Below are 24,870 nucleotides of genomic sequence, written 5' to 3'. Positions count from 1 at the left end.
GTGTCTTGTTATACAAACATAGGATGTAGGACCCTAATTATTTGCTTGATGATTAGCGTTCTCGTCATGCTCATGTAACTCCGTCTGCTGTAGTGCCTTCATTTTCTCTTCGTAAATTCGTCCCCGGGTTGGACTTCGCCGTTGCGGAACATTAGGTTTCAGCTCCAGCGACCTTTTCTGTATATGCTGTACAAGTGCCTTATCCTCAATAAGGATAGACAGATCACGATACTCCAGTTTTTCAGAATCATGATCTTGTAACTCGTTTACAATTCTGTGAACGTCAGCTTTCAAATCGCCCAGATGGATACCGAGAATACTGTCAGGATACGATTCCAGCAGTTCGAGAGAACTTTGCAACATCATTCGTCCACCGCGAAAATTACGATTTCTATAGTGATACAGTCCCACCGCGATTTGCAACAGGCCTTTGTATAGCGGATCTCGATCTCGTTCCAACCACAATTCTTCAAGCACCTCATGACACTCGAAATAATCCCGATCCCGATTAAAATAAATCAGATAATCAATGTAGAGCGGTTCATAACTGCTCATCTGGATTTTCGCCCTTTCTGGCGTTGTTCAGAAGTTCCTTCACATCATCCAGCAGCACTTTGAGCCCCTCCATATCATTCCGTTCCCAGCAGTCATTGAATCGTCTCTGTGCTTCAATTGCCTCATGAACCAGATGATAGAAATACAGCTGTTGAATGATACTGAGCGTTCTTGACACAATATTGGAATCATCCTCGAAAGCCTTCTGCGCTTCCAGAATCTGCAGACGGATCGCTGACATCTCATTATCGAGGACGAAAGCGGCCTCCGCTGTTTTCTTAAGTCTCGCTCGCATGTCTTCCGGCAGACTTTCCCGGTATTTATAGCTCAAAGAATGTTCAATCGTTGCCCAAAAATTCATGGCAAGTGTCCGAATCTGAATTTCGGCAAGCACTTTTTTCTGTCCCAAGGCCGTCTGTACAGGATACTCAATGATCATATGAAAACTGCGATAACCACTTTCTTTGAAGTTGGTTATATAATCTTTTTCAATCAATACGGTTAAATCTTTCCGTGCTCTGATGTACTCGGCAACACGCCTAATATCATCCACGAATTGACACATAATCCGAATACCCGCGATATCCTCTATCCCCGTCTCCACATCATCCAGTGCCACATTCAGACGTCTTGATTTTTCCAGAATACTGGAGATTTTTTTGACACGGCCCGTAACGAATTCTATCGGGGCATATTCTTCCCGTTTCTTCAATTCGGCCCGCATCGTTTTGAATTTGACCTTCAATTCCTCTACCGCTTGTTCATAAGGAAGTAAAAATGTACCCCAGTCTCTACCGTCCATCGTTAAGCCTCCTGTCTCTATAGCATCCCCTGTTCTTATCCATTATACATGATGTTTGCCGGGGGGAAGAGTCCCGATCCATTCTACACTCTCCCACGCTTCTATTATTCCGTGTTCTGGGGGTATATCGCTCTTTAACGGTGGTCTGCACCAACCGCCTCTGAAATATGATGATATCCGTCCTTACGCAGTAATTCGCGCAATCCAGCATGGATTTTACGGTTTACTTCTGGTCCTTCATAGATTAACGCAGTATAGATTTCTACCAGGCTTGCTCCGGCTTTAATTTTCTCATAAGCATCCTCACTGGTAAAAATGCCACCGGAGCCGATAATGGGGAGCTTGCCTTCAGTCTGTCTGTATACCTGACGAATGATTTCTGTTGAACGTTCACGTAGCGGCTTTCCACTGAGCCCGCCCGTTTCCTTCGCGTGCTGATGCGAGAGACCTTCACGACTAATCGTTGTATTCGTTGCAATGATGCCCGACACCCCACTCGCCGCAATCGTCTCAACCATATATTCGAGTTCTTGCTCATTCACGTCAGGCGCTATTTTGACAAGCACGGATTTGGCTGCTCCACCAACCTTAGCCTGTTGGCGATTCATCTCTTCCATCACTGCGGCCAGCAGTTCTTTCAATTCATTCCCATGTTGCAGATTACGCAAATCCGGTGTATTTGGTGAACTGATATTGACCACAAACAAATCGGCATAAGTATATAACGCTTGTATACATTTCGCATAATCCAGATGAGCTTCCTCATTTGGTGTGACTTTATTTTTCCCAATATTGACCGCTACAGGGATACGACGTTCTTGCAGACGCGCCAGTTCTCCTGCCATCGCTTCTGCACCGAGATTGTTGAAGCCCATCCGGTTCACCAGCGCTTCATCTGGCGGTAAACGGAATAGGCGGGGTTGATCATTGCCAGACTGTGCGAGCGGTGTCACCGTTCCAACCTCCATAAATCCGAACCCAATCGAAGAGAAGCCGGTAACAGCCTGTCCGTTTTTATCCAGACCTGCGGCTAGACCAACCGGTGTAGGAAAATGACAACCGAACATGTCCACCGCCAGATCCGGGGTTTCACGCACGCCGTACATGACACGTAGTCCGGATGGAACTGGACGGACACTACCCACACCGCTTAGGCCACCAATAATCAGATGATGGGCCTGTTCAGGGTCCATTTTAAACAATAAAGGTTTAGCAAGACTTTTGTATAACAAATCACTCACTCCGTTCTGGTTCGGTACGCCATATGGCCGCTCTCCGTCTCTTATATGTAAAAAAACTCTACACACAAGTCTAGCCGTTTCTCCTTCAAAAAGAAAGTCATTTACGCATAGACAAACAAATTTCAAATCAGATGATCTAAGCATAAGAAATCGACCTACCCACTGGAAATAGCAGGCTGAATTCTTTACAATGAAAGCATGGTTACTCTAGACCATTTCGATACCTATGAAGGAGGAAAAAAGCCATGGCTCAGAAACGTAAACCACCTGCATTGCAACAAAAAAAAGAAGAGGTCAATCGCAAAGCCATCATATGGACAGCAGCCAGCGTTGGCGGTTTGATCGTTATCATTGGTGCTTTGCTTATTATTGCCAATATGTAGTTGAATCAGCATCCACTAACCGAACTTACATATAGTAATCTCTGAGCTTAAAGGGAACTTTACGATTATATCAGAGAACTGCAGGGTCAATTTAGCCAGTGATATGTTTTGTTTGGATTGTTCTGCTGAGGAACAAGTTTGTACTTATACCGCTGTTCGGCTTTTGGCACAGATGTTAGCTCTGGGAGCAGATCTTTACCAATGCGCACCGGAGTTCCTTGCGGAGCAAGAGCGAACAACTCTTCCACATCCGCTTTGCTCATCCTCACACATCCAAGGGACTCATCAAGGCCGATGCTATCAGGCTCATTAGTCCCGTGGATGGCATAATTCGTATTCGAGAGCTGCATGCCTCGAGTTCCGAACTCTCCATTAGAGTGGCCATTCGGATTAACCACTTTATCCGTAATGACATAAGAGCCCTCAGGCGTCCGCTCTCCGCCCAGACCCACTTCATACATCCGAATGATCGTATCCCCGCTGATGAGTGCCAACCTGTGGTTACTCTTGTCGATCACAATCTCAAGCGGCTCTTCAAAAAATGGCTGTCCCCCTAACGTATCAGCAAACGGTGCCTTTTTCGTCTTGGATGACCCGGTAGCCTGTTGTTTCCCGTTACCGTTAGAACTTGCCTCTTGAGCCTTGGATTGATGAGCGGCTAACAGCTGTGGAAACATCTCACTCATTTCAGCTGAAGTTTCTCCCAAAATATTGTTAGGAAACGGCTGGGCCAGTGCTGTGACAGTCTTTGGCCAGGATTTGTGTTGTTTATGATATGAAAGGATTGCACTTGACAACGCTGCGGCTGTCTCCTGTTTAGCTGTCCACGCGGATGCCATACGTTTGATCTTAGAGGATACTTTAGGCGGTTCACAGTTACATTGTTCTGCGTCATAACTTTGGGCCGTGAGCTTGCCTTTTTCATTAGTCTGCACAATGTATTTGACTGGCATATCCCGCTTCCAGACAGACCATTTCTCTGAGGTCTGCATGCCGAGAACAGCCGTCGTATTCATTCCAGCACCTGATCCGGACCAGGCAGTAGCAAGAGCATCTCCCCCATCGTTTCCATTGCCAAATCCAGCCGCTGTGAACACATTGCTCTGCTCTATGGACGTTGGACTCACTCCTTGTTGCTCTTTAGCAGGCTCTGCAGGAGGTGTGTCGTCCTCTGACTCCAAGGCTTCAGACAGGGCATCCGTCGCTCCTTTATGGGCACCAGGAGCATCTGCAGGCGGTAAACCCGCTAAGAGTAGTAGCATTAACAGAGTCAGCCACATTTTGCGTCTGCGTTTCTTTTTCTCCTTAAGCTCAGACATCTCTACTAACTTATCCTGATAGTCCATCCATATGTCAGCAGGGGCTTTACTCCGCTCGAAAGCTTCATACACTTCGCCCGCTTGCTGAAAACAATAATTGGCCTTTCCTTCCTGTCCTTCGCCAAGGTACTCTTTGCCTAACAAATACCATGCCATTTTATTATCTGGATGTTTCTTGACATATGACCTTAGATCTGTATTTTGCATCTAATCCTCCACTATTCCGGCTTAAGCTTATAGAGTTATATATCGGCATCCAGCGTCAAAATATGCATAGGACTTCAGTACTTGGTACTAACCATTTGAATTTAACATATAAAAAAGCACATCTCCTGTCTCTGCGACAAAAAATGTGCTTTGATGTACATGAAATGAAAAACTTAACCTTCTTTATTAAAAGGCTCGTCCGCTACTTTAATGGAGTCTGTAGGGCAACCATCGCATGCATCCTGCATATCATCGAACAAATCATCAGGGATGGCCTTGATTCCTTTGTTAGCATCGCCATCAAAGATCACTTCTGCCAAACCTTCATCATCATAATCATAGATATCTGGAGCTGTTGCTCCGCAAGCGCCACATGCAATACATGTGTCTTTTTCAACCCAAGTATATTTACTCATTGTACAATCTCTCCTCCTAGAGTTCACCACGAACCGTGTTTTTATCTAAAAACATATTAAACCAAAGTTTGAATAATTACAAATCAAATTGCAACAACCACAACTTTATATTATCCCTGTTTAGTCGAAACTTTGCAAGTTATCTTTTTGCAGTGACGTCCCCCTTACTTTGTGGTTACGAAGCAATACGGAAGGGTCATCCCCCAGCATACCTGCAGTCACTACCGCATTCTCACCGAATTTATCCCGGAGCTGATCCATAATTCGAATTAAACTTTCCTTTTTCGGCTTTTGTTCATATTCAAACAAATCCATCTGCACAGCTGACTCTTCTCGCGGAATCAATGTCTGCAACGTGATGCCAAGCATTCGTACAGGTTTTCCATTTCCCCAGTGTTTTGCAAAAAGCTTACAGGCCTCACGATAGATGACTGCCGCGTCCTCTGTAGGTATATCCATCATGCGGGACCTCGTGATCGTTTTCATATCAGGTGTACGAATCGTGATCTGTATGCCTTGACTGAGCATTTCGTGTTTGCGTAATCTTCGGGCTACCTGATCACTGATGTTGAGAAACACGCGGTGGATATCCCCCATTTCAGAGACATCGGCTGGCAGTGTTGTTGTATGCCCAATCGATTTATTCGCTTCCCGCTCCGCAACGACAGGCGAGTGATGAATGCCATTAGCCGAATTTTTGAGCCAAGTTCCATTTACACCAAACAGGTCTATTAGCATTTTTTCGTCCGACTTAGCCAGTTGGCCGATCGTATCAATGCCCAGCTTTTTAAGTTTCTCGGCCGTCTTTTTCCCGATACCAAACATCTCGTTACATGGTCTATGCCATAAAATGCGCGGCACGTCCCTCATTCGCAAAATCGATATGCCGTTCGGTTTTTTCAGATCCGAAGCCATTTTGGCAAGCAGCTTGTTCGGCGCAATCCCAATGGAACAGGGCAGGCCAAGTTCCTCCATGATTCTCTGCTGAATCTGTTCAGCGATTTCAATAGGTGTACCGAATTGTTTCGAACCCGTAATATCCAGATAACACTCATCAATTGAGGTTGCTTCCAGCAAAGGCGTATAACTATACGCAATCTGCATAAACGCTCTGGAGTATTGACGATACAGGTGGAAATCCGGTCGAATGACAATCAGATCAGGACATTTTTTCATCGCCTGTTGCACAACCATGCCGGTTGAAATCCCTCTGCTTCGGGCTGTATAAGAACAAGTGACAATAACACCCTTACGCAACTCGCTGCTACCCGCAACAGCAGTCGCTTTTCCTCTATATAACTCCGGCTCTTCTGCTTCATGTACTGAGCAATAAAAGGCGTTCATGTCGACATGCAGAATCACTCTGCCAGCCGCTGGATAATACTCGCTTACATTCATTGGAGGATTGTTGTCTGAAGACTTCACGCCCCCCACCCTTTCTCTCCTCCCGGCCGGGAGTTCGCTTTATTTTCATCCAGGTCTATTTTTGTTTCTTGAACACGGCCCTCACAACCAGACCAATCACAATCAGAAGTACTACTGTAACAACTACATTCTCCCATAGTATGGTCACTATTACTCCCTACCTTTCGTTGTTAAAATTATAACATAGGTCGCCTTTTGATACCCCGGACCCTTTTTCACAATTAAATCAAAATTGTTTACGTCAACCTGCGAATTCTATGTAGCATTTGGCTATAATGATGCTATAATAATTAATTATACAAATTCACGAGTTTGGGACAAATCCATCTAACCAGTTTAACACAGTGTAGCGTTGCTACATCGAAGGATTTATCCATTAACGTTCTTGCCTTTTTTCAACCATACCATCAAAGCTTATAAAAAAGCGCTTTACCTTAAGGAGGATCTTCATGTCAAAGGCCATTTCCATCTTCGATACAACATTACGCGACGGCACACAAGGAGAGGGTGTCAGCTTATCAGCAGATGACAAACTCAAAATTGCCAAAAAGCTGGATGACCTGGGTGCTCACTATATTGAAGGCGGAATTCCCGGTAGCAATACCAAAGACATTGAGTTTTTCAAAAGAGTCAAGGAATTGAAGCTGAACGCCAAAGTTGTTGCATTTGGAAGCACGCGCCGCAAAGGCAGTATCGCCAGCGAAGACGCCAATCTGAAACGTATGATCGAATCCGGTGCACAGGCTGCAACGCTGGTCGGAAAATCATGGGACTTCCATGTGCACACCGCCTTGCAGACAACGCTTGAAGAAAATCTGTCCATGATCTATGATTCCATCGCGTATTTGAAACAAAATGGCATGGAAGTGATCTTTGATGCGGAGCATTTCTTTGATGGATTCAAACACAACCCGGAGTATGCACAAGCTGTCATGACCAAAGCCCACGAAGCCGGGGCGGACTGGCTCGTCATGTGTGATACTAATGGAGGAACGATGCCTCACGAAGTTCACGAGATCGTATCCACCCTGCACCGGATGTTGCCGCAAGCACATCTTGGTATCCATACCCATAATGATTGTGAGCTTGCGGTTGCAAACACGCTTAGTGCGGTACAAGCAGGGGCCCGACAGGTTCAAGGCACAATGAACGGTTATGGAGAGCGCTGCGGTAACGCTAACCTCGCTTCCATTATCCCGAACTTGCAGCTCAAACTGGGTTACGAATGCGTCTCTGAGGATTCCATGAAACAACTCACGAATGTTGCTCGTTATATCAGCGAAATTGCGAATGTGAATATGCCAATCAACCAGCCTTATGTGGGTAATGCCGCATTTGCTCATAAAGGTGGGATCCATGTATCTGCCATCTTGCGGGATTCCCGGACCTATGAGCATATCGTGCCTGAACTTGTTGGCAACAAGCAACGTGTGCTTGTCTCCGAACTGGCTGGACAGAGCAACATTGTGTCCAAAGCACAGGAAATGGGATTGGAATTTGATCCAAGCAGCCCGAACTCTCGTCAAATCATCGAAAAAATCAAAGACCTGGAGCATCAAGGTTATCAATTCGAAGGCGCCGATGCATCACTGGAATTGTTGATTCGTGAAGCGAACGGAGATATGAAAGAACTTTTCACCTTTGAATCGTTCAAAATGCTTGTGGAGAAAACGGCAGGCAAATCCGTGGTATCCGAAGCTTTTGTCAAACTGAATGTTGCCGGAACAAGTGTGTATACCGCAGCAGAAGGAAACGGCCCGGTCAACGCACTGGATAATGCACTTCGGAAAGCACTTGTGCAGTACTTCCCTTCTCTTGCTCATATGCACCTGTCGGACTACAAAGTTCGTGTACTGGATGAAAAGGATGCGACCGCAGCCAAAGTTCGTGTATTGATCGAATCCAAGAACACTGAGAATACTTGGAACACGGTCGGCGTATCCGAGAACGTCATCGAAGCCAGCTGGGAAGCGCTCGTACACAGCTTCCGGTATGCTCTACTCCAGGAAAATATCTCGGATGGGCCGGAATCCTTTTCGATGCCAACCCCAGGTCTAATCAATCACTAGAAGTCTAAATCAAACACTACACATAATCCTGCTTCTTATTTCCCGGAAAATAAACAAAGCTTCTGTCACCATTAACGATGGTGGCGGAAGCTTTTTCAATGCAAAACGATAAGCAAAAAATCTTTTCTTTTAGTTTGCGATCAGCTTTTTAATTTTTTTCTCCAACTCTTTTTCTGGCAGGATGCCAAGAACGATCTCTTGGATTACTCCCCGGGAGTCAATAAGAACGTTCGTTGGAAATGCAACGCCATTATACTGAGCATAGACGGTTCCCTTTTCATCAAGCGGAATCGGGAATGTCAACTTGTACTCGTCCACAAACGCTTTGGCATCCTTCAATTTATCGTATGAAGTAACGTTTACACCGTAAAGATCCAGCTTATCTTGGTATTTTTCAGCCAGATGGTTCAGTTCAGGTGCCTCTTGTTTACAAGGGTCACACCATGACGCCCAGAAACTGACAAAGGTTGCTTTCTCTTTCGCCCCGCCTACGCTATATGTCTTGCCATCGAGTCCAGTCAGCGAAAATGGCGGTGCCAGCAACCCTGCCTTCGGCCCCGTCTCCGTTGGCATAGGCTGTTCCTGTTTAAAAACAGCGGCAATACCACTATCCGTATTCTGAGCAAGAGCTATACCAATAAGCAGGACAGCTCCGAGCAGTATGTATATGTTACGTTTCATCACTCGCCACCCTCTTGTTCATTCAATGTGTATCCAATGGAATTACATCATTCCTTTCTCATATTGTACCCTTTTCCCTTAAAATTTTACAATCGGCACCGAACAAAATAAAATAAAAAAGGACTCCTGCATTAAGCAGGAGCCAAAAGAGAGAGGGGTGAATACAAATGGCAGCACTTCACGGGCAGCAAAATACCTTAACCCTTCCTCGCTCGGTGGAACGAGAAATGTCCAGGCACATGCATCTTTCGCTGCCGCAAGAAGCCTGCGGGGTTGTGCTGGGTGAATCCGCAGCGGGCGGCATACGAATCAGTCGGTTTCAGCCCATTCGTAACGTAGCGCCTGACCCGCTGCATCACTTCTCGCTGGATCAATCAGAATGGATTCAATGTTTTTTCTCTGATGTTACGATCGTTGGCATTTTCCACACCCATCCGTGTTCATTGCCGATTCCTTCGCAAGAGGACCTGCAAGCCCTCCCGAACTTCGCGGGAATGATGCACACATATCTGATTGGTGCACCCGATCTTTCGGTTTCAGCTTCAGAGAACTCCAGATCATCTATGCTCCTGAACGCTTATCAAATTATATCGAATGAAGCACAGCCACGTGGTGAGGCTTCGTTTCAACTATACCCCTACAGCTTAATACCATTAACGTTACGTATGACTTAATTGGGTGTAAAGGTCACCCAAAGTCTCTATATTTTTGCGTTGCATATCCTCAAGATAACAAGACCATAACTGCGCCGTCATTTTAGCATCTTCAAGCGCATGGTGCCGTCCATAGATTGGAATGCCTCTGGATTCAAGCAGTTCATCAAGCCCATATCCGGGTCTCGAAGGTTCAAGCCAGCGGGCGAGCATCATCGTATCAATTAAACGATGAGTCAACCTAACTTTGGAGGTTCGCCACAACGCTGCATTGAGAAAAGCCCGGTCATGCGCACTCGCGTGAGCTACCAGTACGTTCCCGCCCACAAAGGACATGAAATCATGCAATCCTTGAAGCAGTGTAGGCGCCTTCTCTGTCATCTGTTGCGTAATCCCGGTGAGTTCGGTAATATGCTTCGGCACTGCCGTTTTTGACTGGACCAGCGTATAGAACTGTTCCTCTTCCAACACAACGCCACCTCGAAGACGCACTGCACCAAAGGACAAAATTTCATCTCCATGCTGGGGGGAAAAACCTGTTGTTTCCAGATCAAATACAACAGCATCCAGTTCGCCCAGAGGCGTATGCAACACTTCAGGTCTACGTTGCTCCCTCATCATGGAACGGATAAACGCCATATGTTGCGCCGTAGGGGCTCCCATAATGGAAGCGATGGCGGAAGGAACCCCTCCCTGACGCAGCGAATTCCAAAACCCTGTACTGCCCCTTGCCGGCTCTCTCATGGACGTCTCCTTTCTGCAAAACGCAACTGTCTTTGCAAAGCACGATGCACTCGCTTGACCAATCCCAGTGTCTCCCTCAGTTCATAATGAATTTGCTTCTGCTTCATCTGTTTCTCATCCAGAAAACCACTGCTCTGCTGTAAATCCTCACGTATAACAACCGGCGTGTTTCGACGTAGCTTCAAAGCAGACTTAAATGCACGCTGGCATGTGTCCGTTAACTGAAAAGGAATGGCCTCAAGCGAAGTCAGCCTCTCCATACGTTTTAATGTTGATGATTCCTGGATCCCATGCTGCAAAGCCAAAAATCTTGCACTGTTGACCAGCGGGATATAAACGCCATATTTGACATCAAAGCCGCCCGCATGTTCACCAAATCGCTCTGTAACGACACGACCCAGTATATTTAATGTCGCCTTATGTTTTACCGTATTACGTAATACCGCATCAGAGAGCTGTGGAACCCGGCGAAACTGTTCATAAAAGCTCGTAAGCCAAGCCTCTGCCAAATTAGATTCCCCTGCAATAAAACGCATATCAGAAGCGATGATCAGGTTACGCACCGGTTCCCAGTTTAAGTCGGAACTCCATTCGAATAATTGCTTTTGCCAATCCGCCAGCGTTTTCCGCCAAAGAGATTCCGAGCACATCACCTTGCCCTCGCATTTGGCATAACCCAGCTCTTCCAATAAATCCGCAATACGGTTTCCCAGTTCCTTGAAATATTCTTCTTTAGTTGCATGCGGAGCATCACTGATAATCATGCCATTATCCTGATCACTCCATAATGTCGCTTCTTCCCTGCCGGAGCTTCCAAATACGATAAAGGCATAGGGGACGGGAGGCTGGCCGAAGCCCTCCTCTACCATCCCCTGAATGCATAACTCTAATGCTTTCCGTGCAATGCGGTCATGCAGTTCATTTACCATCTCGTACCATTCGACCAGCGACAAGGAAACGGACATTGATTTCTGGAGTTCTCTCTGCAAAATAACACGTGCCTGGCGCAGTTCATGTGCAGAAGTTGCACCATCGATCCCTCGATAAGACCAGGAAAGGTTTGTTATTGAGATAGGTTCCATCATATCCAGCCTCCTTGAAGCAATTTCAATCTTGATTTACCTCAGGAGCTGAATGTACCACCTGATTTGGATTCTGCATGTTTCATTTGCTCAGGATATCCATATGTCCCGTGTTCACTAAGATCAAGCCCCATTGTCTCTTCTTCTTCCGTGACACGAATACCCATTACAGCTTTCATACCGCCGAGAATAATGAAGGACATCACGAGTACGAAGGCAAATGCGCCAGCAAGACCTAACAATTGAACACCCAGTTGGTGGAATCCACCGCCATAGAACAGACCCGCTTGACCTACGCCTACTTTCTCAGCAAGCTCAGGTGTTGCGAACAAACCGGTGGAGATGGCACCCCACATACCAGCGATACCGTGTACAGAGAACGCATAGATCGGATCATCAATACCTTTGCGATCGAAATATTGAGCAGTGAAGAATGTAATGATACCTGCGATTGCACCAATGACTAGTGCAGCCCAAGGTTCTACGAACGCACAAGCACCAGTAATCGCTACGAGTGCAGCAAGCACCCCGTTCAACATGCTAGGAATATCTGATTTTCCGAGAACTGCCCAAGAGATCAACAGTGCGGCAACTCCACCCGCAGCAGCAGCCACGTTTGTAGTGAGCGCCACGTAACCGAAGAATCCTTCACCCATCGCTGACAACGTACTACCTGGGTTGAAACCGAACCAACCGATCCAGAGGATGATGACCCCGAGTACGGAATACACTTGGTTGTGACCTGGAATGATGTTAGGTTTGCCGTCTTTGTTATATTTACCGATACGAGGTTTCAGCAAGATGGTAGCTACCAACGCTGCTGTCGCACCCGTTAAGTGAACTACTGTTGAACCCGCGAAGTCTTGCATACCCAGCTCTGCGAGCCAGCCACCGCCCCATACCCAGTGAGCAACGACCGGATACATAATAATGGTATACAGTGTACCAAACACGATATATACGCTCATCTTTGCACGTTCTGCCATACCACCGCAGGCAATAGCCAGGGAGACAGCAGCAAATGCAAGGTGGAAAACAAATTTAATCGTTAGTGGAACATCGGAGAAAGCGAGTGATTCAAAGGAAGCTGCCATGTTGTCTCCACTCATGAAGAAACCGGTTGTTCCGAAGAATCCGTTACCGTTACCAAACCCGAGGCCAAAACCTAGGCCCCAGAACGCAATAACTGAAATGCCCAATGTCAGGATCGTCTTACCCGCAATGTGTCCTGCATTTTTCATTCGTGTCGAACCCGCTTCGAGGAGTGCAAATCCCCCTTGCATAAAGAATACCAGCACTACAGCCAGAAACGTAAATGCCGAGTTCAGACCGCTTTGAAGCTCAATAGTACTTGGACCCTCCGCAGCAGCGAATGCACTTACCGGAAAAGCCAGTAAAGTAAGCATTGCTAACATTGAAATCAACCATTTCTTTCTCATTTGCCCCACTCCCTCGTGTGTTATGTTTCTTTACATATCGTGAAACTCTTAATGTCATTATAAGCAGAAGTAAGGAAAGTTGACAAGAGTATTTTTATCATTTCCAAAAATATTTTATGGGAATAAAGTCTTACGTCTTTTTCTTGCACTTAAGTACATATTCATACACTTTGAGTACATAGATATAGGAATAAAGCAAGCTATCTTCAAAGCATAACGTTTGACTGTACGGTTCATGATCATGTATCATACTTATTAGAAAGAAAAATTGAGCGTGTACATTGAGGCGCTTGTGGAAACTACATTTCCCTACATTTGAACTTGCAAGCGAGGTGAATATCATTGGGGATATGAAACTTTTTCGAATTGGCGAACTCGCCAAAACGGCTGGTGTAAGCGAACGGACAATTGACTATTACACAAAGCTCGGGTTAATCGCTCCTGAAGAACGAACCCAAAAAAATTATCGTCTTTATAGTCATGAAACCTTAACCAGACTTGAACGTATTGTACAGATGAAACAAGAGAAGTATAGTCTCGAAGAGATTAAACAATCTCTTGAGAAGTGGCGTCTGGTCAGTACTGAAGAACAAGTAGCCAGCAAACTGACAACACTTGAACTTCATGTTCAGCAACTTGAGCGAGAGGTCAATGAACTCAAACCATTGCTTGGAGAGATGAAACCTGTACAAGCACGTAAGATGATGGCAGGACTACTCACCAAAAGCGCGGGTACAATGGAGGCATTAAAAATCTTGCTTGAAAACACCATGATGTAGCTTATTATGAAAGCGGAGGAATGGATATGAGTTTTAATAACGGTATGTTCGTATTGATTATCATCGCCTTTTTGCTCTCGTTATGGGCGCAATTTCGCGTTAAGGGCACCTTTAGACGTTGGTCCGAAGTACCAAACCAGAACGGAATGACCGGTTACGATGCAGCCCGTCATATGCTCGATGCTAACGGCCTGCACGATGTGCCGATTGAACCGGTTCGCGGCTCACTCTCCGACCACTATGATCCGATCAATCGGGTTGTACGTTTGTCAGAACCTGTGTACTACGAAAAGTCCATCTCGGCATTATCCGTTGCATGTCACGAAGTCGGCCATGCCATTCAACACAAGGAAAGTTACCCTATGCTCGCATTGCGTCACCGGATTTTTCCGATTGTGAACTTTGCCTCTGGGCTCGCACCATTCCTGTTGATTGCAGGTTTCCTCTTTAACGCGATGAACCTGGTCGGAATCGGCATTATCTTCTTCTCTGTCACTGTTGCATTTCAGTTGATTACATTACCGGTCGAATTCAATGCCAGCAATCGAGCACGTGAAATAATGGTATCTGAAGGATATATCCGTAATGAAGAAGAAAAAGGCGTAGCCAAAGTATTGAATGCCGCAGCTTTAACTTACGTTGCCGCTGCATTGATCTCTTTACTTGAACTGATTCGTTACATCGGAATCTTTAATAGCCGGGACTAATTGCTGCGAATACTCAATGAACAAGTTAAATAAATAAAAACAATACCCCACCGTTATTCGGATGGGGTATTGTTTTGTTGTAAACCAAAATAATGAAGCAAAAATGAGCGGAAAGACTGAGCAACGAGTGGCAACTTATCATCTGCACGGTGAATCAATCCAATCGTTCGGGTTACTTTCGGCTGAGAGATCGCCACATGCGCAGGTTGCAAGGGATTCGTCTGGAATAACGCCATTTCCGGCAACAGACTTACTCCCATACCTGCCGCTACCAAACCACGAATCGTATCCGTCTCCTCGCCTTCAAAGGCAATTTTCGGTGTGAATCCAGCTTCCAGGCAGGCATGCCATACAATAGGCCGCAGGGAGTAACCTTTGCTGAACAACACAAACTTCTCATCTTTCAGCTGTTCGAGTGCAATGGTCTCTTCTCCCGCAAGCGGATGATTCGGCGGCAAGATCGCATGCAATTCCTCAGTAAGCACAATATCACCAGCCACCTGATCATGTTTTTCTGGAAATGGTGAAATAAATGCAAGATCCACTTCTGCCGACAATACATCCCGAATCAATGTCGGGTACATCCCTTGCTTAAATCTGAATTTTACGTTCGGATACTTCTGACGAAAAGCCGCCACTACAGAAGGTATGAGATGAATTCCTAGACTGTGCGGAAAGCCGATCCGAATTTCCCCGTGCTCCGGGTCAAGAAATTCATGTACTTCACCTACAGCTTTGTCGAGATCCTTCAAAATACCTTCAACCCGTTTGCAAAAAAGCTGTCCTACCGCAGTTAACTGCAAATTCCGTCCTTTTTGCATAAAAAGATCCACACCAAGCTCCTCTTCAAGCTGATGAATCTGCCTGCTGACCGCAGACTGTGCCACATGCAACTCTTCCGCCGCCTGTGTAACATGTTCCTTTTGAGCAACTTTCAGAAAATAATGCAACTGTCTTAATTCCACTTGCCTGATCGCTCCAATCTGTTATACCCTACTATATCGTTCACCGCACATTCCACCTCGAGAACGTTCTACCTATTTCCTAAAAATCCGTGGTTTCCATAAACGAATAATCAAACCATAAATAAAGAATCCACCGAGCAAACCACCTAAATGCGCCATCCAATTGATATTAGACACTGCAAAGGAGAAAATAATCCCGAACAACAACAGTGTATACATCGTTTTGCGCGAGGTTTCATCCATAATGTTACGCTGGAACAATGCCACGTAGAGAAATGCCCCGTAGACAGCATAGATTGCACCAGACGCGCCTACCGAAATCGTGATTTTGTCGATCGAATTATACCAGGCAACAGCAAGAATATTACCTACTACTCCTCCCCCAAGATACAAGACACCGTATCTCAACGATCCAAGCAAGCGTTCCATCGGCGGAGCAAATACAATTAACGCAAAACTGTTAAACAAGAGGTGACCGAACCCTGCATGCAAAAACATGGAAGTCACATAACGCCACCAATCCTGGGCAAACAATTCGTAATTCGTCAGCGCCCCAAACTTGAGCAGTACCATATTGTTGGTGGAGCCACCATTAAACGTTAACACGATAAACATAACAACATTCGCAATTAAAAGAATCGACGTCAAAGGGAAATACTTCAAGTAATCTTTCCAATTTTCATAACGGATAAATATCATAGATTTTTACTTTCACTCCACCCTGTTAAAATCAGACCTTCTCTTGAATCCATCACAATGATACACGCCCAGATTGGACAATGTCTTTCATAAAAGATTATAATGGATTTTGGCACGGATCACCAATTTATAAGGAGGAACATTATTTATGACACAAGAACGTAAAGGCGCAGCCACATTTAAAGGCAACCCTATCACATTGATCGGACCTGAATTGAAAGTGGGCGATCAAGCACCTGACTTCACTGTGAGCAAAAACTTGATTGAAGATGCATCTCTGAAAGACTTCGCAGGCAAGATTAAATTAATCAGCGTTGTTCCTTCTCTGGATACTGGCGTATGTGATGCTCAGACTCGCCGCTTCAATGTTGAGGCAGCTGAACTCGGCGAGAACGTTGTTGTTCTAACCGTCAGCGTAGACCTTCCATTCGCACAGGAGCGTTGGTGCGGTGCGGCCGGTGTTGACCGCGTGGTTACCCTTTCCGACTACAAAACACGCTCTTTCGGCGAAAACTATGGCGTTCTGATCAAAGAATTCCAACTGGATATGCGCTCTATTTTTGTCCTGGATGCCGAAGACAAAATTACATATGTGGAGTACTTGCCTGAAATGACAGACTCCCCTAACTTCGAGCAAGCCATTGCTGCAGTAAAAGCTTTGCTGTAAAACAACTTTCGTAATTGCAGAATAAAAGCGAGGAAGGTCATCCTTCTCTCGCTTTTTATTATTTCATCATTTATTTCACTCATTCGCCTTATACTTGCTGAGCTTTTTATCAAGCACGGAGAACAAGTGCATAATCGTACGATAGTTGGAACCGAGATCTCCCAATGAACCGCGGGAAGCAGAGTACATATCCACTGCACTTCGTACAGGACTCACCGAAATAATGGAAACCGTAATATCCATTGTACGCCCAAACGTCGTGCGTTTTTCCAGTATAATCTCGCCTACAGAGTGCACCTCATGCAGTACCTTATAACCCGGAATTTTTTTTAGTGTCGAAGATACTTCTTCCCAGGCTTTTTCTTTGGATAAATTGTAATAGCGTGTTTTTAATTTGGGATCCTTGGCTCGATCGCTGGTCCCCTCCATACTTCGGATGATACCGACGAGCGTTCTCTTTAAGGTCAAGACCCTTCCTCCTTTGAGTGTAACCGTTCCATTATGTATTCTAGTGTAACATTGTTCAAGTAGTAACAAAAGGGTAAGCATCATATTTAACAAAAATACTAGGATCAACAATAATCCGAATTAAATCATTCATCAGATCCACCCAAAAATCAACATAAAAACACCCTGGCTTCCTCGTAAAAGGAAAAGTCAGGGTGCTGTACATGGTGAAATTAGAAACCCGCCTATGCCGTCCGGCTACATTGTCTTATGAACCTGCTTGGCAGGTGGGTGACTGCAAAAATGCATTTGAAGTCCCCATGTCGTATAGACAGGGCTTTTCAGCAACACTTTGTATTAATCTCCCGAAGACATCATCATTGGTTCAAAACAACGAATAACCGAAACGTACATCGCAGGATGTACACCTATTATATCCCTAACTGTGTAAAAAGTAAATGCCATACAGACATGTTTTATTTTTGCTGTGTAAACTCTTTATTTTCAGCAGATTCAGAACTCTGTGCTTCATCCTGTTCTCCTGATTTTTCAGCCAAAGCAGCTGCCTCTTCTTCCTCTTTTTGCAATTGAATCTTTTGCATCTGCTCCTGCATTTTGTTGTAGGTTGCATAGAAGTTAAAGAACGCAAACCATGCCACGATGCTCATGATGAAGAAGATAAACAGCACCGGGTAACGCAATCCGATATAGAACAGCAACCCGCTTCCCAGTAATGTGGAGAACACACGGAAAGGTCGAATCAGCGTTAACAGAACTGCATTTTTGATAATAAGCCCGATCGACATATGGTAATGTACAACCATTGAGAAAAAGTTAAACAAGGATACAAACAACAATAACAGCAACACAAGCATAATAATGCCAACCAGCTGCATGTTACGGAACTGCGTCATATAAACCGTATAGTCCAGATACATGATTGCGAACAGCAGTGTGTAAAAAATACCCCCGATTAAACTTTGTTTGTAGTTTTCCTTGTAACCTGTAAAGAATGTACGGAAGATCGGCACATCCGTATCTCCCATATTCCATTTACGAACAACCGTGAACAAAGCCGAGGTCGCCGGAAACAGTGTAAGCGGTGCCACAATGGCTATAGCCCAGTTCATTTGTAATGATTCGTTCGCGAGATTCTGTTGCATGACGAGCAGCTTCATAATCATGAAAAACAAGAAAGGTGAAGAACAGATCGCCCACAAGAGATTGCTTGCGGCCAGTCTTGTAATCCATTCTGTCAGCCGGTAAAGCCCGCCCATAGCTCCTTTAAATTCCAAACATTTCTCCTCCTCCGCACCTTGCGTCTAACCTGAATTCTAATATTAATATACCTTATTATATATAGGAAAAGCCAGCACTTCCCGAAAGTAGATCACTTTAGGCAAGCCTGATCGTTCTAATAAATGGAAAGTTTATGAACTTTTACAAAGTAAAAAAGATGGAGCAGCTTCCTGCCCCATCCTCATTAAATGTTACACTTATTCGAAAGAGTTGTCTCTAGCCGGACGACGTCCTTCGTTATTACTTGGACGCGGTTTGCGATCACGGTTGTAGCCGCCTTCTCTGCTTCCACTTCCACCACTGCTGTTGCGGTCACGGTTGTAACCGCCACGTCCACCACCACTGCTGTTGCGATCACGGTTATAACCACCACCGCCACCACTGTTACGGTTACCGCTGTAACCTGATGGTTTGCGTCCGCCAGAACGAACATCTGGTCTACGACGTTTAGCACGGATTGGATCTTCAGGAGTCAGATCAACCTGAGCATCTTTTTTGTCGCCTGTCAGGAGTTTCAAAGCTGCGGACAACAATTGTACGGAATCATATTGCTCCAGCATTTGAATGGCAATACCTTTGTATTCGTTCAGCTCACCGGATTGTACAATCTCCAGGAGACGTTCAGCCGTTACGCGTTGTTTTCCTTCAACCGCTTCTGCCATCGTAGGCAACGGTTTACGCGGAATACGGTGACGTGTAACACGCTCGATGAAGTGCAAGTGATCAATCTCACGCGGAGTTACGAAAGACCATGCCGCACCCTCTTTACCCGCACGACCTGTACGGCCAATACGGTGAACATAACTTTCCGGATCTTGCGGAAGGTCAAAGTTCACAACGTGTGTTACGCCAGATACGTCGAGACCACGCGCCGCCACGTCTGTTGCAACGAGTACATCAATGCTGCCATCACGGAACTTACGCATTACCGTATCACGTTGGTTTTGAGACAGGTCACCATGCAAACCATCAGCGGAATATCCACGTTTTTGCAAAGCTTCAGCCAATTCGTCAACACGACGCTTTGTACGTCCGAACACGATTGCCAGTTCTGGGGATTCCATATCCAGCAAACGGCTAAGAGCTTCAAATTTTTGGCGCTCAGGTACTTCAATATAAGCCTGATCAATCAACGGAGCGCTGACTTGTTTAGGAATAACAGAAACGTGTTCTGGATTAGTCAAGAATTGTTGAGCCAATTTTTGAATGTTAGGAGGCATTGTTGCAGAGAACAGCATCGTTTGACGGTCGTCTGGAACTTGTTTCAGGATCGATTGAATATCCTCCATGAAACCCATGTCGAGCATTTCATCTGCTTCGTCCAATACAACAGTTTGTACATCATCAAGTTTGATTGTTTTGCGGTTGATGTGGTCAAGGAGACGTCCTGGTGTACCGATGATAATCTGTGGTTTTCTTTTCAATGCACGAATCTGGCGTACGATATCTTGTCCGCCGTAGATTGGCAGGGAGCGTAGACCTTTGAAGCGAGTAAGTTTTTCGATCTCTTCAGCGACTTGGATCGCAAGTTCACGTGTAGGTGCCATAATGAGGGCGCGGATTTTATCATCCGTTTTGGAGATTTTGCTGATCAACGGAATACCGAATGCAGCGGTTTTACCTGTACCTGTTTGAGCTTGACCGATCAAATCTCTACCTTCAAGTGCAAAAGGAATCGATTTGGATTGAATCGGTGTTGCTTCTTCAAACCCGAGCTCAGTGATGGCTTGCAGCACCAGTGGTTCAAGATTGAAATCTGTGAAATTTAAATTTGTCAAAATTATTCATACTCCTTTTATATGGTGGACATGGTGGACAATCCACTTTGTTGTCTGTATTCTTAAGTAGCGTTAATATTTATAGGGTATCCCAACGGGACGAATTATTTTCATGAACGAACATAATTCCATGAATGGGTCCCCAAGATAAGACTAAAACTACAATCATGTGTTTGAAACATTTCAAATTTTAGCTTTCGATTTGGGAAAAGTTTCCTACTCAAGAATATCCACAAATCATTATATCATAAAACTATTCAAGATTACCAGCAATCTGGTTTTAAATAAAAATGAGGTGATTAAATTGCCCAAAATAATTTGGCACTCTTTGGTGATCATTTTGGGTGCTGCAGCTATTGCTTGCGGCTTTAACTGGTTTTTGGTGCCCCACCAGCTTCTGAGCGGTGGAGTATCCGGTATTTCCATGCTTTTAGGTTATTTTACCAATTTGAATCTTAGTATAATGTATTTTGTTCTTAACATCCCTCTGCTCATTGCAGGTTGGTTTATTCTTGGACGACGTTTCATTATATTGAGCATTGTGTCGGTAGCAGCCACTTCCTGGTTTATTGGACTGCTGCCTGTTTCTGCTGTAGCGACCGATCCAATTCTAAGCTGTGTGTTTGGCGGCGTGCTGGTTGGAATAGGTACCGGTGTTTCCTTTAGAGTGGGCGGCTCTACTGGAGGCTTGGATATTGTCGGTTCCATTTTCACCAGAAATCGTGATTTCCCGATTGGCACCGTCATGGCGGGTATGAATGGAGCTATCATTTTACTAGCTGGTTATCTGAATAATAACTGGAATACCGCTCTGGCCTCCATGGTTTCAATCTATGTTACAGGTAAAGTGCTGGATCTCATCCATATCAGTCACGTCAAGGTTACGCTCTACATCATCACCAATGAAACCGAAGCGATGCTGAAAAAACTTCTGACTCGTCCACGTGGCGTCACAAAAATTAAAACCCAAGGGGCATATACTGACATTGAAAAGGATATGTTAATGACTGTGACTACCCGTTACGAATTGGTTGAGATCAAACGCATTATCAAAGAAACCGATCCAAAAGCATTTGTTAACATCGTGGAAACCGTAGGCGTGATGGGCTCATTCCGCCGCAGTTAGTTATCTGCCCGTTAACAATTCGCAAGTTTGTGGTATAATAATGGTGCACCGCTCTTAAATATGTTGTAAGCAGGTTCTAACCTTTACTTTTCACAAAGCCATATGCTTTCCCGATTCGCGCCGAATGACTTACCATTTTGGAATTCGAGTAGGAAAGGGTGATTATTGTGGATACGGAAACGGTAAAACTGTTTGAAATTGTCAACAAATGGTGCCCGGAAATGCTCCCTTTCTTAAAACCGAATGAACTCGACTCTTTGATTGTTCTCCGGGATGGGCTGGGCATCCTGGAACAGGGAGATGCAATGGAAATCATTCAGTACAGTATTTGTGAGCATCAGAATGATGTGTATATTCAATAATATTTTTCAGATCGATTACGCCGCTTCTTGACGAGGTATTCCTCAGTCAGGGAGCGGTTTTCATTTTTTCCACATGTTTCATAAAAGGATTAATATGGTTAAAAGCACGGAGGCTTTGTTGTATAATCAAGTATGGAATGTACATAAAGGGAGTGAAAAGTATGAACATACTGTGGGCTTTGTTCGCAATGGCCTTGGGAGGTTTCGGAGGAACGTCGGTAGCTCCGGATCTGGGTCATAGCAATAATAGTCAATTACCCTCGTTAAGCAACAGTTTTAACACAGCCATTATTCAATCACAAAAAGAACAAGTCGTCATTGATGCTGACAATCCCCCTGCCAAAGTCGATCCGCAACCTGATGCTCCTGTTGTTAAAGGCATATATGTCACAGCGTACAGTGCTGGTGGCGCAAGAATGGCACAACTGCTCGAACTAACCGATCAGACAGAACTAAATGCTATGGTTATTGATATCAAGGATGATCTCGGGTATATCACATATCCGTCCAAAAACAAGGCCGTGAAAAATATGGGCGAAGCAAAACCTTTTATTCGAGATATCAGTGCCTTGATGAAACGATTAGAGAAACACAAGGTGTATCCTATCGCACGAGTTGTTGTATTTAAGGACACCATTCTAGCGAAGAAGAACCCCGAACTATCCTTTCGTAATAAGGACGGCTCTGTATGGGCCAACGGTAAAGGAGACAGTTTCGTGAATCCTTACAGCAAAGAGGTATGGGATTATAATATTGAAATTGCCAAAGAAGCAGCGAAGCTCGGTTTCAAGGAAATTCAGTTTGACTACGTTCGCTTTCCCGAGGGATTTGAAACACGCGCAGATACACTAAAGTACACACAGACCGATCAATCACGTGTTGACGTTGTCGCCGAATTTGTGCAATACGCACGTAAAGAGCTTGCACCTCTTGGTGTCCGAGTTTCGGTAGATATTTTTGGATATGCAGCCTCTGTGCCGGCAGCCGAAGGTATTGGTCAGGATTTTGTGAAAATATCAGAAAACGTGGATGTCATCTCACCTATGGTCTATCCAAGTCATTATTCCACCGGCTGGTATGGTGTGAAAGACCCTGACAAAGACCCCTACACAACGATTAAAGGTTCTATGAAGGATACACATAAGAAGCTCGACCCTACCAAAGAACTCAAACCAATTATTCGGCCATGGATTCAAGACTTTACCGCAAGCTGGCTGGGTAGCGGACATTATATCAAATACGGTAAAAAACAGGTCGAAGATCAGATTAAAGCGATGAAAGAAATGAATGTGGATGAATATTTGCTATGGAATGCATCCAATCGCTATACTCCTGGCGTACAGTACAAATAACTTAATTAGCACTTATAAAATTTTACTCGTTTAACCGCAGATTTGATTATGAACTCCATAATCTCGAGCCTCGTCCCGTTTATCGCGGGAGCGAGGTTTTTTTTATATTTTAACATCCTGAATATTTGTTGAGGCACTCTGTTCCTGTTTCAAGCCCCTTTCTCCTGTTGCACTACCCAAATTCGTAAAAATCCTCTACAATTAATAGCTGTCTGATATGACATCAGCATGATAACTATATAGATCGTGAGGCACCTTAAGTGAATATGAACACATCGAGCTTTCCACAAAAGATCAAACAGTTCCTGATTATATTTTTGCCCATCTTCACCACTCAAATTGCACTTTCGGCCATGTCGTTCTTTGATACGAATATGTCCGGCAAATTTTCGCCAGCTGACCTCGCAGGTGTCGCTATAGGTACAAGCCTATGGATGCCCGTGCAGACCGGACTTAGCGGGATTTTAATGGGAATAACCCCTGTTGTCTCTCACCTGCTCGGCTCCAGGCAACATGATCAGATTGGACGGAGCGTCATTCAGGCGCTCTACCTGGGCATTGCTGTAGGTCTTATTGTGCTAGGAGCAGGCGCTTTATTGTTGAGTCCCATTTTAAACGCGATGCCCCTCGAGCCGCATGTTGCAAATGTAGCGTTTTATTTTCTGTGTGCGCTAGCTTTTGGCATTATGCCCCTATTCGGATATACAGTACTTCGCAGTTTTATGGATGCACTTGGACAGACACGTGTTACCATGCTCATCACACTCGTCTCGCTCCCTGTTAATATTTCGCTCAACTATCTGCTCATTTTTGGGCGGTGGGGTTTCCCTCAATTAGGCGGTGTTGGTGCAGGTGTGGCCACAGCATGTACATATTGGCTTATTTTTTTGATTAGCCTGTTTTTCGCCCATCGTATCGAGCCATTCGCCAAGTATTCTATTTTCCGTCAATGGTCACGGATCTCGTTTAGCAAATGGAAGGAACTTCTGGTCATTGGGGTCCCGATTGGATTTGCAACCTTTTTTGAAACGTCTATCTTCGCTGCGGTCACCTTGCTGATGAGCCGATTCGATACGGTCACGATAGCCGCCCATCAGGCAGCACTGAACTTCGCTTCTACACTATATATGTTACCTGTGAGCATCTGTATGGCACTCACCATTCTGGTTGGCTTTGAAAATGGTGCAGGCCGGCTGAAAGACGCCAGACAGTATAGTCTGCTAGGAATCGGGGGAGCTATTGGCCTTTCCTTGATTACAGCGATCATTTTGCTGGTTTTCGGAGAGCCGATTGCGAGAATTTATTCCAACGAACAGGAAGTAATTACACTAACGCAGCATTTTCTAATCTACGCAATTTTCTTCCAAATTTCCGATGCCATTGCTACGCCGACACAAGGAGCGCTACGGGGGTACAAAGATGTCAATCCGGCGTTAATCATTACCTTTGTCGCTTATTGGATTATCGGTCTGCCCGTTGGTTATTTTACGGCAACTTACACTTCACTTGGGGCATTTGGATACTGGATTGGTCTTATTGCAGGACTCGCAGTGGGGGCAACTGCGCTGTTGTGGAGACTGTTCCGGGTTCAGAAGAAAGCTTCCCTTCGCGCGTAAGCAAACTGCGTTCTCCTCGCATGCTTTTCTTCTTTCTTCACACAGAAGAAAGAGAAT

General features: G+C 45.0%; 25 protein-coding genes and 1 other RNA gene. 10 read left to right on the top strand and 16 right to left on the bottom strand.

What is annotated here, in order from left to right:
* Positions 1 to 33: 33 nt before the first annotated feature.
* The 3 genes from BLQ13_RS26835 to BLQ13_RS26825 all read right to left on the bottom strand — a co-directional run bounded on the left by BLQ13_RS26835 (position 34) and on the right by BLQ13_RS26825 (position 2,589).
* Positions 34 to 555, bottom strand: coding sequence for a DUF309 domain-containing protein (locus tag BLQ13_RS26835; protein WP_090924745.1), 522 nt, complete (start codon positions 553 to 555; stop codon positions 34 to 36).
* A complete protein-coding gene (gene yjbM, locus BLQ13_RS26830) occupies positions 542 to 1,357 on the bottom strand; it encodes a GTP diphosphokinase (RefSeq protein ID WP_090924744.1) in 816 nt (271 codons plus the stop codon). The genes BLQ13_RS26835 and yjbM overlap by 14 nt, the downstream gene beginning before the upstream one ends.
* 134 nt (positions 1,358 to 1,491) lie before the next feature.
* Positions 1,492 to 2,589, bottom strand: coding sequence for a quinone-dependent dihydroorotate dehydrogenase (locus BLQ13_RS26825; protein ID WP_090924743.1), 1,098 nt, complete (start codon positions 2,587 to 2,589; stop codon positions 1,492 to 1,494).
* A gap of 254 nt (positions 2,590 to 2,843) precedes the next feature.
* Here BLQ13_RS26825 and BLQ13_RS28625 point away from each other — a divergent pair, with 254 nt between their 5' ends.
* Positions 2,844 to 2,981, top strand: coding sequence for a hypothetical protein (locus BLQ13_RS28625; protein WP_167375854.1), 138 nt, complete (start codon positions 2,844 to 2,846; stop codon positions 2,979 to 2,981).
* An 86-nt stretch (positions 2,982 to 3,067) separates the two neighbouring features.
* Here the strand turns inward: BLQ13_RS28625 and BLQ13_RS26820 are convergent, their stop codons facing one another.
* The 3 genes from BLQ13_RS26820 to BLQ13_RS26810 all read right to left on the bottom strand — a co-directional run bounded on the left by BLQ13_RS26820 (position 3,068) and on the right by BLQ13_RS26810 (position 6,321).
* A complete protein-coding gene (locus BLQ13_RS26820; RefSeq protein ID WP_090924742.1) occupies positions 3,068 to 4,507 on the bottom strand; it encodes a L,D-transpeptidase in 1,440 nt (479 codons plus the stop codon).
* 173 nt (positions 4,508 to 4,680) lie between these two features.
* The gene (locus BLQ13_RS26815; protein ID WP_090924741.1) at positions 4,681 to 4,923 is read right to left on the bottom strand and encodes a ferredoxin; all 243 of its coding nucleotides are present in this window, start codon (positions 4,921 to 4,923) and stop codon (positions 4,681 to 4,683) included.
* A gap of 120 nt (positions 4,924 to 5,043) precedes the next feature.
* A complete protein-coding gene (locus BLQ13_RS26810) occupies positions 5,044 to 6,321 on the bottom strand; it encodes a DNA polymerase IV (protein WP_090924760.1) in 1,278 nt (425 codons plus the stop codon).
* 476 nt (positions 6,322 to 6,797) lie between these two features.
* Here BLQ13_RS26810 and cimA point away from each other — a divergent pair, with 476 nt between their 5' ends.
* Positions 6,798 to 8,417: a citramalate synthase gene (gene cimA / locus BLQ13_RS26805; protein ID WP_090924740.1), complete on the top strand. Its 1,620-nt coding sequence runs from the start codon at positions 6,798 to 6,800 to the stop codon at positions 8,415 to 8,417.
* Positions 8,418 to 8,546: 129 nt separating this feature from the next.
* Here cimA and BLQ13_RS26800 read toward each other — a convergent pair whose 3' ends face one another.
* On the bottom strand, positions 8,547 to 9,098 hold the full coding sequence (locus tag BLQ13_RS26800) for a TlpA disulfide reductase family protein (protein WP_090924739.1): 552 nt from the start codon (positions 9,096 to 9,098) through the stop codon (positions 8,547 to 8,549).
* Between the two features lie 167 nt (positions 9,099 to 9,265).
* Between BLQ13_RS26800 and BLQ13_RS26795 the strand changes: the two genes are divergently transcribed.
* A complete protein-coding gene (locus BLQ13_RS26795; RefSeq protein ID WP_090924738.1) occupies positions 9,266 to 9,772 on the top strand; it encodes a M67 family metallopeptidase in 507 nt (168 codons plus the stop codon).
* On the opposite strand, the gene BLQ13_RS26790 is transcribed toward BLQ13_RS26795, so the two are convergent.
* From BLQ13_RS26790 to BLQ13_RS26780, 3 genes are read right to left on the bottom strand one after another with little or no spacing between them, the layout of a single operon-like run.
* Positions 9,758 to 10,495, bottom strand: coding sequence for an exonuclease domain-containing protein (locus BLQ13_RS26790; protein WP_090924737.1), 738 nt, complete (start codon positions 10,493 to 10,495; stop codon positions 9,758 to 9,760). The two genes, BLQ13_RS26795 and BLQ13_RS26790, sit on opposite strands and share 15 nt — an antisense overlap.
* Positions 10,492 to 11,577 carry a DUF294 nucleotidyltransferase-like domain-containing protein gene (locus tag BLQ13_RS26785; RefSeq protein WP_167375855.1) on the bottom strand — a complete coding sequence of 362 codons (1,086 nt, stop codon included), beginning with the start codon at positions 11,575 to 11,577 and terminating at the stop codon, positions 10,492 to 10,494. The genes BLQ13_RS26790 and BLQ13_RS26785 overlap by 4 nt, the downstream gene beginning before the upstream one ends.
* Before the next feature lie 41 nt (positions 11,578 to 11,618).
* The gene (locus tag BLQ13_RS26780) at positions 11,619 to 13,016 is read right to left on the bottom strand and encodes an ammonium transporter (RefSeq protein WP_090924735.1); all 1,398 of its coding nucleotides are present in this window, start codon (positions 13,014 to 13,016) and stop codon (positions 11,619 to 11,621) included.
* A gap of 350 nt (positions 13,017 to 13,366) precedes the next feature.
* Here BLQ13_RS26780 and BLQ13_RS26775 point away from each other — a divergent pair, with 350 nt between their 5' ends.
* Positions 13,367 to 13,795 (top strand): MerR family transcriptional regulator, encoded by a 429-nt coding sequence (locus tag BLQ13_RS26775; RefSeq protein WP_090924759.1) that lies wholly within the window; start codon positions 13,367 to 13,369, stop codon positions 13,793 to 13,795.
* 26 nt (positions 13,796 to 13,821) lie between these two features.
* Positions 13,822 to 14,502 (top strand): zinc metallopeptidase, encoded by a 681-nt coding sequence (locus tag BLQ13_RS26770; protein WP_090924734.1) that lies wholly within the window; start codon positions 13,822 to 13,824, stop codon positions 14,500 to 14,502.
* 53 nt (positions 14,503 to 14,555) lie between these two features.
* On the opposite strand, the gene gltC is transcribed toward BLQ13_RS26770, so the two are convergent.
* Together gltC and BLQ13_RS26760 are read right to left on the bottom strand one after the other, a co-directional pair.
* On the bottom strand, positions 14,556 to 15,467 hold the full coding sequence (gltC, locus tag BLQ13_RS26765) for a glutamate biosynthesis transcriptional regulator GltC (RefSeq protein WP_090924733.1): 912 nt from the start codon (positions 15,465 to 15,467) through the stop codon (positions 14,556 to 14,558).
* Positions 15,468 to 15,539: 72 nt separating this feature from the next.
* Complete coding sequence (locus tag BLQ13_RS26760; protein ID WP_090924732.1) at positions 15,540 to 16,166, bottom strand: rhomboid family intramembrane serine protease; 627 nt, start codon at positions 16,164 to 16,166, stop codon at positions 15,540 to 15,542.
* Positions 16,167 to 16,314: 148 nt separating this feature from the next.
* Here BLQ13_RS26760 and tpx point away from each other — a divergent pair, with 148 nt between their 5' ends.
* On the top strand, positions 16,315 to 16,833 hold the full coding sequence (gene tpx / locus BLQ13_RS26755; RefSeq protein ID WP_090924731.1) for a thiol peroxidase: 519 nt from the start codon (positions 16,315 to 16,317) through the stop codon (positions 16,831 to 16,833).
* A gap of 75 nt (positions 16,834 to 16,908) precedes the next feature.
* On the opposite strand, the gene BLQ13_RS26750 is transcribed toward tpx, so the two are convergent.
* From BLQ13_RS26750 to cshA, 4 genes are all read right to left on the bottom strand, one after another.
* Complete coding sequence (locus tag BLQ13_RS26750) at positions 16,909 to 17,301, bottom strand: DUF1499 domain-containing protein (protein ID WP_090924730.1); 393 nt, start codon at positions 17,299 to 17,301, stop codon at positions 16,909 to 16,911.
* A 213-nt stretch (positions 17,302 to 17,514) separates the two neighbouring features.
* Positions 17,515 to 17,705, bottom strand: a non-coding RNA gene (ssrS, locus tag BLQ13_RS26745) — 6S RNA.
* Positions 17,706 to 17,756: 51 nt separating this feature from the next.
* Positions 17,757 to 18,575 carry a YesL family protein gene (locus BLQ13_RS26740; protein ID WP_090924729.1) on the bottom strand — a complete coding sequence of 273 codons (819 nt, stop codon included), beginning with the start codon at positions 18,573 to 18,575 and terminating at the stop codon, positions 17,757 to 17,759.
* Positions 18,576 to 18,776: 201 nt separating this feature from the next.
* Positions 18,777 to 20,357 (bottom strand): degradosome RNA helicase CshA, encoded by a 1,581-nt coding sequence (cshA, locus tag BLQ13_RS26735; protein ID WP_090924728.1) that lies wholly within the window; start codon positions 20,355 to 20,357, stop codon positions 18,777 to 18,779.
* A 304-nt stretch (positions 20,358 to 20,661) separates the two neighbouring features.
* Here cshA and BLQ13_RS26730 point away from each other — a divergent pair, with 304 nt between their 5' ends.
* The 4 genes from BLQ13_RS26730 (at position 20,662) to BLQ13_RS26715 (ending at position 24,813) form a co-directional block, all read left to right on the top strand.
* Positions 20,662 to 21,483 (top strand): YitT family protein, encoded by an 822-nt coding sequence (locus BLQ13_RS26730; RefSeq protein WP_090924727.1) that lies wholly within the window; start codon positions 20,662 to 20,664, stop codon positions 21,481 to 21,483.
* Between the two features lie 167 nt (positions 21,484 to 21,650).
* Entirely contained in the window at positions 21,651 to 21,845 is a 195-nt protein-coding gene (locus BLQ13_RS26725; RefSeq protein ID WP_090924726.1) for a hypothetical protein, read from the top strand.
* A gap of 161 nt (positions 21,846 to 22,006) precedes the next feature.
* On the top strand, positions 22,007 to 23,197 hold the full coding sequence (locus tag BLQ13_RS26720) for a putative glycoside hydrolase (protein WP_090924725.1): 1,191 nt from the start codon (positions 22,007 to 22,009) through the stop codon (positions 23,195 to 23,197).
* A gap of 266 nt (positions 23,198 to 23,463) precedes the next feature.
* Positions 23,464 to 24,813: an MATE family efflux transporter gene (locus tag BLQ13_RS26715; protein ID WP_090924758.1), complete on the top strand. Its 1,350-nt coding sequence runs from the start codon at positions 23,464 to 23,466 to the stop codon at positions 24,811 to 24,813.
* Positions 24,814 to 24,870 lie beyond the last annotated feature (57 nt).

Source organism: Paenibacillus polysaccharolyticus (assembly GCF_900102085.1).
GTDB classification, from domain to species: domain Bacteria; phylum Bacillota; class Bacilli; order Paenibacillales; family Paenibacillaceae; genus Paenibacillus; species Paenibacillus polysaccharolyticus.
The sequence above is the reverse complement of the archived record's forward strand: the minus strand, read 5'-3'. Positions and strand labels throughout refer to the sequence as shown.

Excerpts from the sequence above, each read along its gene's own strand:
- BLQ13_RS26835 (WP_090924745.1), bottom strand. The coding sequence starts at position 555 with ATGAGCAGTTATGAACCGCTCTACATTGATTATCTGATTTATTTTAAT.
- yjbM (WP_090924744.1), bottom strand. The coding sequence starts at position 1,357 with ATGGACGGTAGAGACTGGGGTACATTTTTACTTCCTTATGAACAAGCG.
- BLQ13_RS28625 (WP_167375854.1), top strand. The coding sequence starts at position 2,844 with ATGGCTCAGAAACGTAAACCACCTGCATTGCAACAAAAAAAAGAAGAG.
- BLQ13_RS26820 (WP_090924742.1), bottom strand. The coding sequence starts at position 4,507 with ATGCAAAATACAGATCTAAGGTCATATGTCAAGAAACATCCAGATAAT.
- BLQ13_RS26815 (WP_090924741.1), bottom strand. The coding sequence starts at position 4,923 with ATGAGTAAATATACTTGGGTTGAAAAAGACACATGTATTGCATGTGGC.
- BLQ13_RS26810 (WP_090924760.1), bottom strand. The coding sequence starts at position 6,321 with ATGAATGTAAGCGAGTATTATCCAGCGGCTGGCAGAGTGATTCTGCAT.
- cimA (WP_090924740.1), top strand. The coding sequence starts at position 6,798 with ATGTCAAAGGCCATTTCCATCTTCGATACAACATTACGCGACGGCACA.
- BLQ13_RS26800 (WP_090924739.1), bottom strand. The coding sequence starts at position 9,098 with ATGAAACGTAACATATACATACTGCTCGGAGCTGTCCTGCTTATTGGT.
- BLQ13_RS26795 (WP_090924738.1), top strand. The coding sequence starts at position 9,266 with ATGGCAGCACTTCACGGGCAGCAAAATACCTTAACCCTTCCTCGCTCG.
- BLQ13_RS26790 (WP_090924737.1), bottom strand. The coding sequence starts at position 10,495 with ATGAGAGAGCCGGCAAGGGGCAGTACAGGGTTTTGGAATTCGCTGCGT.
- BLQ13_RS26785 (WP_167375855.1), bottom strand. The coding sequence starts at position 11,577 with ATGGAACCTATCTCAATAACAAACCTTTCCTGGTCTTATCGAGGGATC.
- BLQ13_RS26780 (WP_090924735.1), bottom strand. The coding sequence starts at position 13,016 with ATGAGAAAGAAATGGTTGATTTCAATGTTAGCAATGCTTACTTTACTG.
- BLQ13_RS26775 (WP_090924759.1), top strand. The coding sequence starts at position 13,367 with ATGAAACTTTTTCGAATTGGCGAACTCGCCAAAACGGCTGGTGTAAGC.
- BLQ13_RS26770 (WP_090924734.1), top strand. The coding sequence starts at position 13,822 with ATGAGTTTTAATAACGGTATGTTCGTATTGATTATCATCGCCTTTTTG.
- BLQ13_RS26760 (WP_090924732.1), bottom strand. The coding sequence starts at position 16,166 with ATGATATTTATCCGTTATGAAAATTGGAAAGATTACTTGAAGTATTTC.
- tpx (WP_090924731.1), top strand. The coding sequence starts at position 16,315 with ATGACACAAGAACGTAAAGGCGCAGCCACATTTAAAGGCAACCCTATC.
- BLQ13_RS26720 (WP_090924725.1), top strand. The coding sequence starts at position 22,007 with ATGAACATACTGTGGGCTTTGTTCGCAATGGCCTTGGGAGGTTTCGGA.
- BLQ13_RS26715 (WP_090924758.1), top strand. The coding sequence starts at position 23,464 with ATGAACACATCGAGCTTTCCACAAAAGATCAAACAGTTCCTGATTATA.